This window comes from Dyadobacter psychrophilus (assembly GCF_900167945.1).
Classification (GTDB): Bacteria; Bacteroidota; Bacteroidia; order Cytophagales; family Spirosomataceae; genus Dyadobacter; species Dyadobacter psychrophilus.
Genome location: NZ_FUZA01000001.1, coordinates 583,334 through 595,827 on the forward strand (window position 1 = coordinate 583,334; position 12,494 = coordinate 595,827).

At 46.0% G+C, this 12,494-nt stretch carries 10 protein-coding genes and 1 tRNA gene; 2 read left to right on the forward strand and 9 right to left on the reverse strand.

Translation table 11 applies throughout. The features are described from left to right. Positions 1–115 precede the first annotated feature (115 nt). The 7 genes from B5X68_RS02660 to B5X68_RS02690 all read right to left on the reverse strand — a co-directional run bounded on the left by B5X68_RS02660 (position 116) and on the right by B5X68_RS02690 (position 8,855). Positions 116–1,489, reverse strand: coding sequence for a sigma-54-dependent transcriptional regulator (locus tag B5X68_RS02660; protein ID WP_082213114.1), 1,374 nt, complete (start codon positions 1,487–1,489; stop codon positions 116–118). A gap of 74 nt (positions 1,490–1,563) precedes the next feature. Continuing rightward, entirely contained in the window at positions 1,564–2,730 is a 1,167-nt protein-coding gene (locus tag B5X68_RS02665; protein WP_082213115.1) for an ABC transporter permease, read from the reverse strand. 54 nt (positions 2,731–2,784) lie between these two features. Continuing rightward, positions 2,785–4,029: an ABC transporter permease gene (locus B5X68_RS02670; RefSeq protein WP_082213116.1), complete on the reverse strand. Its 1,245-nt coding sequence runs from the start codon at positions 4,027–4,029 to the stop codon at positions 2,785–2,787. A gap of 21 nt (positions 4,030–4,050) precedes the next feature. Then, positions 4,051–4,713 (reverse strand): ABC transporter ATP-binding protein, encoded by a 663-nt coding sequence (locus B5X68_RS02675; RefSeq protein ID WP_082213117.1) that lies wholly within the window; start codon positions 4,711–4,713, stop codon positions 4,051–4,053. A gap of 3 nt (positions 4,714–4,716) precedes the next feature. Beyond that, positions 4,717–6,165 (reverse strand): TolC family protein, encoded by a 1,449-nt coding sequence (locus tag B5X68_RS02680; protein WP_082213118.1) that lies wholly within the window; start codon positions 6,163–6,165, stop codon positions 4,717–4,719. A 5-nt stretch (positions 6,166–6,170) separates the two neighbouring features. Next, positions 6,171–7,415: an efflux RND transporter periplasmic adaptor subunit gene (locus tag B5X68_RS02685; RefSeq protein WP_082213119.1), complete on the reverse strand. Its 1,245-nt coding sequence runs from the start codon at positions 7,413–7,415 to the stop codon at positions 6,171–6,173. Positions 7,416–7,592: 177 nt separating this feature from the next. Beyond that, entirely contained in the window at positions 7,593–8,855 is a 1,263-nt protein-coding gene (locus B5X68_RS02690; protein ID WP_082213953.1) for an asparagine synthetase B, read from the reverse strand. 106 nt (positions 8,856–8,961) lie between these two features. Here B5X68_RS02690 and B5X68_RS02695 point away from each other — a divergent pair, with 106 nt between their 5' ends. Together B5X68_RS02695 and B5X68_RS02700 are read left to right on the forward strand one after the other, a co-directional pair. After that, complete coding sequence (locus B5X68_RS02695) at positions 8,962–10,206, forward strand: ABC transporter permease (RefSeq protein WP_082213120.1); 1,245 nt, start codon at positions 8,962–8,964, stop codon at positions 10,204–10,206. A 115-nt stretch (positions 10,207–10,321) separates the two neighbouring features. After that, positions 10,322–10,405 (forward strand) — tRNA-Leu (locus tag B5X68_RS02700). A 222-nt stretch (positions 10,406–10,627) separates the two neighbouring features. On the opposite strand, the gene B5X68_RS02705 is transcribed toward B5X68_RS02700, so the two are convergent. Together B5X68_RS02705 and B5X68_RS02710 are read right to left on the reverse strand one after the other, a co-directional pair. Beyond that, positions 10,628–11,545: a helix-turn-helix domain-containing protein gene (locus B5X68_RS02705; protein ID WP_082213121.1), complete on the reverse strand. Its 918-nt coding sequence runs from the start codon at positions 11,543–11,545 to the stop codon at positions 10,628–10,630. A 59-nt stretch (positions 11,546–11,604) separates the two neighbouring features. Beyond that, on the reverse strand, positions 11,605–12,405 hold the full coding sequence (locus B5X68_RS02710) for an SDR family oxidoreductase (protein WP_082213122.1): 801 nt from the start codon (positions 12,403–12,405) through the stop codon (positions 11,605–11,607). Positions 12,406–12,494 lie beyond the last annotated feature (89 nt).

Below are 12,494 nucleotides of genomic sequence, written 5' to 3' on the forward strand. Positions count from 1 at the left end.
CCTCAGAACCCAATGAAAAGCACTTTATCCTGATACAGAATTTTGTAAACCAAGAAGACCAGAACAATGTGCAATGCCAAAATATAAAGGATGTATTTGGCCTTTGTTGATAATCTCATGCGTCCTCCGATTCGTAGGAAATACCATATTTTTCAAGCCGGCGGTAAAGTGCAAACCGGGTAATCCCTAGCGATCGGGCCACTTTACTGACCTTATTCTGATGAAACTGCATGGCTTTTGCGATCATTTGGTATTCCATTTCCTCCAAAGTGATCGCGCCTACTTCCGGAAGATTTTTTTGGGCAGATGGCTGCGCACCTCCGCTCAGATTTCGTTGCAGATCTGCAATATCAAGCGTTTCCGAGCTGGAAAGTAATACCGTGCGCTCGACCAGGTTTTTTAACTGACGGATATTTCCCTGCAACTGCAATGTTTTCAGCCATTTCATTGCGGCCGGGCTAAGCCGTAAATTGGGGCGTTGGTAGATGATTTTTAGATTGTTAACAAAAAATTCGGAAAGCAATGGAATGTCGTCCGGCCGTTCCCGAAGCGCCGGCAGTTTAACTGTTATGAGGTTGATACGGTAATAAAGATCTTCTCTGAATGTTCCCTGGGCGACCATTTCTTCCAAATTCCGGTTTGTGGCGCAAATCACACGCACATCAACCGTACGGCTCTTACTACTTCCTAATGGCTCAAAAGTCCGCTCCTGCAGCACACGCAGCAATTTCACCTGGCTCGATAAGTCTAACTCCCCTATTTCATCCAAAAAAATAGAACCCTTATGCGCCATTTCGAAGCGGCCTACCCTATCCGTTTTGGCATCTGTAAAAGCACCGCGAACGTGCCCAAAGAGCTCGCTTTCAAACAATGTTGAAGAAATCCCACCAAGATTTACCTTTACAAACGGCCTGGATTTTCTTTTGCTATTCATATGAATCGCCTCAGCAATGAGCTCTTTCCCCGTGCCGCTTTCACCCGTAATGAGCACCGCCGCATCGGTGGAAGCAACCCTGCCGACGGTTTCCAGGATTTCCAGCAGTTTAGGATCCTGTCCTACAATGTTTTGGAAATGATACTGCTGTTCAAGCTTTTTCCTGCTGCCGGAAAGCGGCAATGTCTGTGACAGATTTAGAATTGTCCTGACCGATTGCAGCACATGATCGTTTTGCCAGGGCTTCGTAATAAAATCAATGGCACCCTCTTTCATTCCCCTCACTGCCAGGTCGATAGTCCCCCAGCCCGTGATCAGGATCACCGGAATGGCCGGATAACGCTTCTTGATCTGCTGCAAAAGCTGCATTCCCTCCTTTCCCGAAGTTTCGATAGAGAAATTCAGATCCAGCAGGATCAGCTCCGGCGTTACCGATTTTAAAATATCAAAAGTTTCATCAGGCGAACCCACACCTCTCACCTCAAATCCCTCTTTTTTTAACAGCAGGATCAAAGAAGTACGAATCGCTAAATCGTCGTCAACTATCAGTAGCATTTCAGGAGGCGTTCAATCAATCATTCATTACACAAACATCCGCTCATCGCATCGGCGACCTAAACTTGTTTCACCTACTCCTCGTGCAACGCCAACGCCGGATGAATCCTGGACGCTTGTTTGCTCGGGAGCCACGCGCAGAGCGTAACGATCATGTAAATTACGGCAATGGATGCGAAAATTGAAGTGATGTAAATTTCACTATCCAGATCAAACACATTCATCAGCGGAAACTGAATGGCAAAAAGCAACCCGATAATCAGACTAAAGGTCGCTATCACCCATATTTCTCCTAGAAACTGAATGATAACCTTGCCCTCCGTTGCCCCCATTGCCCGACGAAGTCCGATCTCATTTTTTCTGCGCGAAATATTGAGATTGAGGATTCCGAATAAGCCCAGCGCAACATTGGTTAGCAAAAACGCGCTTACAATGAGAAATATAATTACCGGAACAAGTGTCAGATTATGCCGGTTGTGACGTGATTCCTTCAAATAACTAACTTCAATTCCCCAACCGGGAAGCATCACTGCCATGTCTTTAACCAGTTGTGCCTCAAAATTCGCATCGGTGCCACGTTTTGTCTTAATGAGGACATTGGAATTCCAGCTATCATCCTTGGCAATCATTTCAAACAGCGCCGGACTGTCCGACATGAACTCTCCTTTGGCTTTAAAACTCTCCACAACGCCCACAACCTTATAAGAGCGCTTATCGTCAACTTTAATGATCTTATTCAATGAGGTCTCATTTAAAAACAGCTTTTCTTCCGTCTTTTTATTAATGACGATGGGAATGAATTTTGCAACCCTGTCACCCTCCCTATACCAACGCCCTTTCAACAATGGCAGGTCGAGCACCTTGTTAAAATCCTGATCTGTTGCGTAAAAATCTGCTCCGACGGATACTTTATTATAAGTGATCGAGCTGCTCACCTGGTTTGCCGAAAATGGCGCGTTGCTGCTCATTCTTGAGGCCGTTTCGACTTCTTTATAAGACCTGATCCGCTGCATTACATTCGTTAATTTCCGGGACACATCCACTGTATCCTGGTTGCTGGCCAGATCCAGGTTCCAGACCTGTTCATATTCAAAACCAATAGGTTGCAGAAAATTCCTAACATTGAAAACAATTAATGACAGCACTCCGAAAAGCACCAGAAAAGACGCGAGAATTTCGATAATAAGCAGGGAATGCGTCCCCTTTTTATTCCAGATGAGTTTGAAAAGGTGTTGAAGCATGATGTTTAATTTTGAATGAGCGGGCGCAGCAGCGCTATATGACTGAATGGAGAATTACACCTTCAAAGCGTCTACGATCTTTAACCTCGACATTCGGAAAGCGGGTAGGACGCCGGAAAGGAGCCCGAAAAACAGGCATACTGAAAGGCTTATTACAAAGACGGGAATGTTGATCGTGAGGTCTGCGTACGCGATCCAGCCGCTGGAATTGATCAGGTAAATGATCAGGCTGGACAGTGCCAGTGCAAATGCGCCTCCAATGAAGGTGATGAAAATGTTTTCAATGATGAATTGCCAAAGCAGCGCAGACGAAGGCGCACCAAATGCTTTTCTGACGCCAATCTCAGAAGCGCGTTCCAAGATCCGGCTGACATTGACATTCACGAGATTAATGGCGGGCAACCCCATAAACATGAGTATTACAAAGCTAACCACCGTGTAAAACAAAAATCGTTGCGTGCTGCTTCTGGCAAAAGTATTGACGAAGTGATCAAAATACTTATCCGCTTTAACTTCTAAAACAGTCAGATTCTTTTCAGTATGTATTTCTGAATAAGGTATCCTGGAAATATTGCTGTCAAATTCTGATTGTATAGCGGGCATATCAGCGGTTTCTTTGGCGGTGGCGATCGCAATGTAGCGGCCTCTCAGTCCTTTGTTTTCATAATTGCTTTTAGGCGCGGTATAGGGAAAATAAATGTCAGAATAACTGTAAATACGCGTTGGAGGACTTCCTTTTACCACACCAATAACCCGGTAATGTATATTTTCAATTTCAATGTCTTTTCCTAAAACAGATTTGCCGCCAGTTTCAAAATACTGGTCACGCAGCGCATCAGTAATAACGGCCACATGATCGGAATTTTTAATATTATTGTCATTGTAAGGTTTTCCCTCCAAAAACTCAAAACCCATTACATCCCAAAACTCAGAATCCGTGTATTTCGTGTTCAGCTTAATCCTCTTCCCATTAATATAAGTGTTGGAAAAACTGAAATTTGACATGATAGCCACCTTATCCGCCGATTTGAGTGACTTGACGTGTTTGGTCAAAAAATCAAAAGTCGCGGGCCCGGACGACATGGAAGTCTTTGCAGAATCGGTCTGGATAACCGTGGCTACATAAAGCGAGCGATCGCGGTTAACCTCAGGGTAATGTGTTCCAAACAAATGGTCCAGAAACGAAGTAAGCACCATCAGCACCGTAAGCGTGAGACTAATGCCGAAGAGCGTAATAAATGTATAGAAAGGATGCCGCAGCAAAACTTTCCAGGCGATTTTGATATAGTTTAGAAGCATAATACTGAGCGTGATTCAAAATTAAAATACCTGCGTTCCGTCAAACAGCCTGATAAGCCTGTGCGTGCGTTTGGCCATGGCGTCGTCGTGGGTTACCATGACGATGGTGGCGCCTCCTTCGTTCAGCTGTTGCAGAATGCTCAGAATTTCGTTGCCCATTGCACTATCCAGATTTCCGGTTGGCTCATCCGCGAGGATGATTTCCGGTTTGCCTACAATTGCCCGTGCGATGGCTACACGCTGCTTTTGTCCTCCCGAAAGCTGTTTCGGAAAATGCTTCATCCGGTTGCTCAATCCCACTTTTTCCAACGCTTCCTGTGCCAGTTCGCGTCGGTCTTTGGAGGAACTCGTGCGATACAGCAGCGGAATTTCAACATTGTCTATCACAGAAAGATCATTGATCAGGTGAAAGCTTTGAAAAATGAAACCCAGCTTTTGGTTTCGCAAATGTGCTAACGATTTGTCGGTGTACTTTTCAACTTTGCTTCCATCGATCTCAATGTGTCCTTTGCTGGGCGTGTCCAACAGGCCCATAATGTTAAGCAATGTGCTTTTCCCGCATCCGGAAGGTCCCATAATGGAGACGAATTCACCTTTTCTGACATTAATATTAATGTTGTTGAGCGCTAATGTTTCAATTGCGCTGGTGCGGTAGACTTTTTCAACGTTTTCGAGTTTAATCATGGCTTAGTATGTAATTTTTTTATTTTGTTCAAAATCGTATAATGTCAAAATTCTCAGGCTATAATAGGATTGCCAGTAATCCCTTAATGCTATAATATAGTCGCGACGGGCAATGTCTTTTTCCTGGGTCGCTATGCCCAGGTCCGTTACGCTGAGGTCACTAAGGATAAATCTCTCTTTGGCGATCTGATAGCGGTCTGCGGCGATATTATCGGCCAATTTGGTGAGTTTTACCTGCTTTTGTAACATTTGCAAAAGGGTGACCTGCGTAAAAATCTCCTGCTCAAATGTCAGCTTGTCCTGCTCTACGGACTGTTGCGCAAACTCCTGGTTCGCCTTGGCCACTTCTGTCCGTGCTTTGTTACGTCCCCAAGTCATGATCGGCAAGGTAAATTGCAGCTCCACAAATTCACGATCCTGCGGGTTCATATACACGTCCGATGGCCGGGCGCCCTGGTTGGATAACCCAAATGTTGCATTCAGCGAAGCGTTAAGGCCATTTTCTTTCTTTGCAAACTGCACTTCACGCTCAGCTTCGAGTAGCTTTCGCCGGAAACCAACAGCCGCCGATCGATTTGCAAAAGCCTCATCCAATGCAAGTTGTGTATTAATGGCAAATTCCGCAGCCTCCAATGGAATTTCAAGTTCCAGCTCTCTTTCGTCCCGCGAGCCCATGTACATTTTTAGTTTCAGAGATGCAACAGCAGCGGCTTGCTGTGCAGATGCAAGGTCTTTTTGAGCAGTCAAAAGTCCCATTTGAAGCTGTAACAGGTCATTTTGAGAAATTTTACCCAATTCCAATTTGTGCTGCGCGATCTTGTAAAGTGTATCATTATTACTCCGGTTTTTTTCCGCAATCTGTAAATTAACCTGTGCTACAAGCAGTTCGAAATAATAACCTGTCGCGTCCAGGGCAACCTGTTCCAAAGACTGGATAAACTGCTGATTTCCTTCCTGGTATTTTAATGGCTGGATTTTCCGGTCCCATTTCAATGTGTTCAACCGGAAAAGCGGCTGGCTAATGCCGATTTCAAAAGGAATACCATTATAGCGCGTATTGTTTCTGGCAAAATCATCAAATCGCTGCGTCTGCTGTTGCACATAAACAGTGCCTCCGGTAAGCGCAATACTCTGACTGAGAGACAGATTCAATAAAGAGTTGTTATTTGAAACTTGCTCAAAAGAGATCGTTCCGTCAGGTTGCGTAACCTGAATGTAAGATCTGGTGAAACCCGGAATTGTTCCCTTTAAGCTAAGTTGTGGCTTATAATCCGCCTGAAATGAGCGGAACTGCCAGTAATTCGTTTTCCGGGCCGTGACGGCCTGTTTTGATGCTATCGACTGATCCTTCGCCATTGAAACCACATCCTGCAAAGACAAACTCCGAAGTTGGGCAAAGACAGGAATAGTGATAAAAAACGCAAGAAGGAATAGAAAGAAGAAGTTTTTCATAGCATTTATTGAATTGAAATTTCTTCTAAATGCTCATAAACATTCAAGTCCGTCAGGATCACCTTCTCTCCTACTTCCAAACCGCTCTTGATTTCAATAAAATCAAAATTGGAAAGACCGGTTTCCACTTCGCGGCGCAGCGCTTTGTTATCCTTTAAAACATATACAAACTGCTTTTTCTTTCCCGTAAATGCCGGGCCATTCGCTACACGCAAAGTATTGGAACTGCTGCTCGTCACCACGTAAACTTCGACCTTCATATTAGGCCTAAGCGACTCACTTTTAGCATTATCCAGCTGAATCACAAACCCGATCACGCCATCTTTTACCGCCGGTTTCACCTGCGTAATCACGCCCCTTAATGTCACCTCATTTAGTTTGATAATCACATTAAGCCCCGCTTTCACCTGGTCTGCATAAATGTCCGAGCAACTTCCTTCCACCCGGAAACTGCCCAGATCCGCCACTTTTGCAAGCATCTCGCCTTCGTTCACGGACGAGCCGATATTTTCGTTGACCCACGTCAAAACTCCTTTCCGGTCTGCAACGATATCGGCCATTCTCAGCTTGTGCTGCAATTCCTTCAAGTTTTTGCTTTCTATCTGCGCACCGAGTTCAGTCTCTTTCAGACTTGCACCCATAGATTCGCGATTGTATTTTAAATCGTTTTCCAGCTGCTGTTTTTCCAGTTCAGCGATTTTCAAAGCGTTCTCTGCTCTGGTAATGTCTTCGGCGGTGCCTCCTCCTACTTTTTGAAGTCTTTTGGCATCCTCAAAATCAGCCCGCAACTTGTTAATGTTCAGCAATTTGATCCTGTCGTTGATCTCTGCATCGTAGAGATCCTTGTTCAATTTCATCCGCAGCTGTTCAATGCTGTTTTGCTTCAATTTCAGCTGATCTTCATAGCGTTCTGATTCAATTTCGGTAAGCGATTTGTCTAGCTCAACAATGGCTTGTCCCGGTTTCACCTGCGTTCCGGGCGTGAGCAAAATACGCTTGATGCTGGCACGGATCGGGCTCGTGAAAATCTGCTCGTAAGCCGGGATCACTTCTCCTGACGCAGTTAATGTGTTTTCAACATTCCCGTTTTCAACCGTCGCCGTGCGGATACGAGCGCTTTCCAATGTGCTGCCAAGCGATTTACGGAAAAAGTAAAGCAATGTTGCTGTTACGGTAATCCCCAGCGCGATGAACAGCCATCGTCGGTTCCTAGTAGTTCTAATGTAGTCCGGCGCAACTTCCCGATCCATTGTTTTTTTGTTTGGAGGTTGAATGTGGTTTCATGGCTAATCTGCTTATAATAATCCATTATTATGCCAATAAGTAACCTACTTAAAATCAATACCTTACCAAAAATATAAAAACAAAAAACCGTGCGATAGCGCACGGTTTGTGTGATTTGAAACAGGAAAAAGAGTTTTAGAAACCTAGGTTTTAAGTTTCTTCTTTTTCGCTGCCGGAAACAGAATATTGTTAAGAATCAGCCTGTAACCCGCTGAATTTGGGTGCAGGTTCAGGTCGGTAGGTTCTTCGCCTACCCTATGCTGGTAATCTTCCGGATCATGACCGCCATAAAAGGTAAAAAAGCCCTTCCCATGCGTGCTATGAATGTAACGAGCCTCTTTTGCCGTTTTGTTTTCCGCTAATATGATTACCTCAGGCTTGATAAGGCGGTTTTTGAAAGCAGTTGTCTGACCTAAAAACCCTTTGATAATAGTCTGATGGTTCTGTGTAAGCATACTGGGAACAGGATCCCATTTGGCCGAAAACTGAAATAGAGAAAAGAAGTCATTAGGCTCCGTCAGACCGCGCTCTTCGGGCTGGTTATCGATGTCAGAAAATTCCACTTCGTAGGGATAAGAAATGGTTTTGAAGTCCTTGAAAGCAAACGTGTTATCATAATTGAGCTTGCCATTCGCAGTCGGGTCCACCGGCGTGCCGTCATACATAGCCTCCACGATGTCCAGTCCGTCTGCCGCCAGCGTAATGTCGAATGTATCTGTTGCATTGCACATAGCGAACATATAACCGCCGCCCGTTACAAACTCTGCAATTCGCTTCGCAACCGCCAGTTTCATCTGCGGAACATTGCCAAACTGGTATTTATTCGCTGTTTCTTCGGCTTCACGCTTTTGCTCGCGATACCATGGAAAATCTTTGTATTGATAAAATTTACCAAACTGGCCCGTAAAATCTTCGTGGTGCAAATGCAGCCAGTCATATTCCGGCAGCTTGTTGTTCAGCACTTCATCATCATAAATCACATCATAAGGAATCTCCGCATAAGTAAGCACGAGGGTTACGGCGTCATCCCAGGGAAGCTTCGATTTTGGAGAGTAAACCGCTATTTTTGGCGCTTTTTGTAACTTCACCGCGTCCATATTAACATCCGGCGCGCTAATCTGGCTCAGGATTTGTCCGGCCTGTCCTTCCGATATCACTTCGAAACTTACGCCGCGTACGGTCATTTCAGAGGCAAATTGTTGATTATATGCGATCATGAAGCTGCCTCCGCGATAATTCAGCAGCCAGTCCATCTCCATTTCAAAGTTTTTCAGAATCCAGTAGGATATTCCATAAGCCTTTAAATGGTTCTTTTGCCCCTCATCCATCGGGATAAGCAGCCTGTTGGACATGCTGTTAAATGATAAGGTTAAAAAAGTGATAAGCGGGATAAACAAGCGTATCACTGGTTTGATTCTTTCATGTTTCATGCGCAGCTTTACAATCGGATTGATTTTTAAATATAAAAAGAAAACGACAGAATCCACATTATGGTGCACAAGCTCTAAAACCATGAACATCCGGGAAAATATTGACGAAGGTCTCCGCTCCATCCAAAGTAATCTGCTCAGGACTGTGCTAACTGCGCTCATCATTGCCATTGGAATTACCTCCTTAGTCGGCATCCTGACCGCGATTGAGGGCATTCAAAACTCTGTAAACAGCAGTTTCGCAGATCTGGGCGCCAACACATTTACGGTCAAAAACAAAGAAGACGATGAATTCCGAAATGGAGGGCGCCGAAGCAAGCAATATCCGCCCGTAACTTATCGCCAGGCACTCGCCTTTGCCGATAAATTCAAAACATCATATACTGCAACCGCCTCACTTTCAGCCGATATCGGAGGCGCGGTTCAGGTTAATTATCTTTCCAAAAAAACCAATCCAAACAGCAGCGTCGTCGGTTCGGACGAACAATATTTAGGCATTAACGGCTACAAAATCGATCTGGGTCGTAACCTCGACAAGAATGATATGGAAAATGCGCTGAATGTTGCAGTGATAGGCCAGGAAATTGCTAAAAAGATCTTTGAACGCGTCGACCCGCTGAATAAGGACATTACTTTCATGGGCAGCCGTTATAAGGTAGTTGGTGTATTGCAAAAGAAAGGGTCGCTTGGCGGGCAAAATGACGCAGACCGCATCATTCTCATTCCGCTTGAAAATGGCCGGGGACTTGCCGCAAACCGAGCATTGACGTACAACATTACCGCCTCGGCCCCTAACATTTCAGACGGCGATTTCATTGTCGAGGAAGCACGCGGGATTATGCGCCGCATCCGGAACGACGTTTTGGGCAAAGAAGATTCCTTCACCATTGACCGTGCAGATGCCATTGCAAAAGACTTCGAAAATGTCACGGGTTATTTGCGCATCGGTGGATTTGGCATTGGCATTATCACCTTATTGGGCGCTTCCATCGCGCTGATGAACATTATGCTCGTTTCCGTTACCGAGCGGACGCGTGAGATCGGCATCCGCAAATCGCTGGGCGCGACGCCAGGTGTGATCCGCTTCCAATTTCTGATCGAAGCCATCGTGGTTTGCATATTGGGAGGAATCGCCGGTCTTATTTTGGGCATTATCATCGGCAATGTCATTTCCGGTCTTATCAGTTCCGACAGCTCGTTTGTCGTTCCCTGGATTTGGATGGCGATGGGGATTCTGGTTTGTGTGGTCGTAGGCGTTCTTTCAGGAATTTATCCGGCCATCAAAGCCTCCCGCCTTGACCCCATCGAAGCATTACGTTATGAATAAGGAAGTTACGATTGCGGAATCTGCGGCAGCAATTTTTTCCGGCGATTTTTTCAATATTACGCTTGCTTAATATATTTTTCTACATACTTTTGCACTCCCAACAAGAGAGATCAATGCCCAGATGGCGGAATTGGTAGACGCGTTGGTCTCAAACACCAATGAGGTTACACTCGTGCCGGTTCGACTCCGGCTCTGGGTACGAAAGCCCTTCAACGAAAGTTGATGGGCTTTTTGCTTTTAGAGCTTACCAAGCCCCATTTCCATCGCATTTCAGAAAATTCGCGTTCGACGTTGGTAATGGAAAGGGAACCGGATTTTATACATCGCGCTAAATAATAAGGCGAAGACTACACGACATACAAATCTGGATATCAGTTAGACAGGTAGTGCGGGAAAACTTTCAGGTCAAGGGCCGCCTTGGTTAGTTAAAGCTCGCTCTGAATTCCAGGGGCGAAAAGTTGGTCTTTGATTTAAATAACTTACTAAAAGACTGCGGATGCTCAAAACCGAGCTGATAGGCGATTTCCCCTACCGTCAGATCACTGAATGTCAGCACTTCCTTTGCTTTTTCGATGAGCTTATTGTGAATGTGCTGCTGCGTATTCTGGCCGGTCAGTGCGCGGAGCATGTCGCCCAGGTAGCGGGGGGAAACGTGTAGTTCGTCCGAAAGATACTGAACGCTCGGCAGCCCTTTCAGCAGGGCGGTTTCGTCGTTGAAATAATTATTCAGCAATTGGTCCAGCTTTTCCAGCAATGCATTGTTGATCGGTTTGCGGGTAATAAACTGGCGTTTGTAGAACCGCTGACTGTAATTCAGCATCAACTCCAACTGCGAAATCAACACGTCCTGGCTCAGGTCGTCGATCGCCGTTTCGAGCTCGTCGCCGATGTTGCCGGCAATGCCCTCGATGATCAACTTTTCTTTGTCCGATAAATGCAGCGACTCGGTCACCGAGTAAGAGAAAAAGCCATAATGCTTGATTTTAGCGTCCAGTGGATAGTTTCGTAGAAAGTCAGGGTGGACGAGCAACGTAAATCCCAGGGTTTCTTCGGCCACTTGAATGCCCGTCAGGGGCTGGCCCGGCGAGGTAAAAAACATCCCGCCTTCCTGAAAGTCGTAGGTTGTTTGCCCATATCGCATCCGGCAGCCCGCCGACTCGTTGTAAGTGATGTTATAAAAATCCATGGCAAAAGTTTCTGCCAGCATTTCGGCCGTGATCCGCACCTTATTGAAGTCGAGCAAACTGATCAGCGGGTGCAAAGGTTGCGGCAGGCCGAATTCACGCTGCATTTCTCCTATGGAGTGGTACACGCGCGGTTTGAGATGTTCCCTTTTCATAGTCACATAATGGGCTGCCGGCGCAAATCGTTCCAGCCGCGCCGGCAGACCGTTTGATTTTAAACAGCGGCTAACAATTGTTTGATCCCCTCCCGAAAAACCTCGTCGCCCTGAGCCAGGCGCTTAGCATACCATTCTTTGGCATCGTCGCCACAGACGTATCTTAATGTGTTGGTACCATCGGTAGCTGCGCCGTACACCACTTCCGCGATTTGTTCGGAAGTCGTCGCGGCCTGGTCAGGTGCAAGCATCGCCATGAATTTGTTTATCAATGCTTCATAAGCCGGGTGCGAGGCAAACACCGACTTCGCACCAATTTCCGTCGCCACCAATCCGGGCTCAATGGTTTTAATCCCGATCCCAAACTCATTCAGCTCATAAGACAAGCTTTCAGCCCATCCTTCCAGCGCAAATTTACTGGCATCGTACATCGAGCTTACCGGGAAAGCCATCAGTCCTGCCGATGAGCCGGTCGTGATAAAGAGTCCCGCTTTTCGTTCACGGAAATAGGAAATAAAAGCCTGCGTCACCCGCACGACACCGAAAAAATTGGTTTCCATTTGCTGTACCAGCTGCTCATCGGTCATCGCTTCCAATGCTCCGAACAAACCATAACCCGCATTGTTAAATACCACATCAATATCACCCAAAGCCAGAGCCTGCTGTGTGATTTCGCGGATTTGCGCCGGGTTGGTCACATCGAGGGGCAGCACGGTTACATTATCGAGCGCATGGAGTTCCGTTTCATTTTCAGGCTTCCGCATGGTCGCGATCACCTTCCAGCCTTTTGCAGCAAACAATTTGGCCGTAGCCCTTCCGATACCCGTTGAAGAACCGGTAATAAAAATCGTATTTGTCATTTGTCTTATTTGTTATTTTCCGGAGACAAATTTCTGCGTCGCGTGGCTGGCGCTTGTAGCGGATGTGGACATTGTTGTAGCCAAAATGG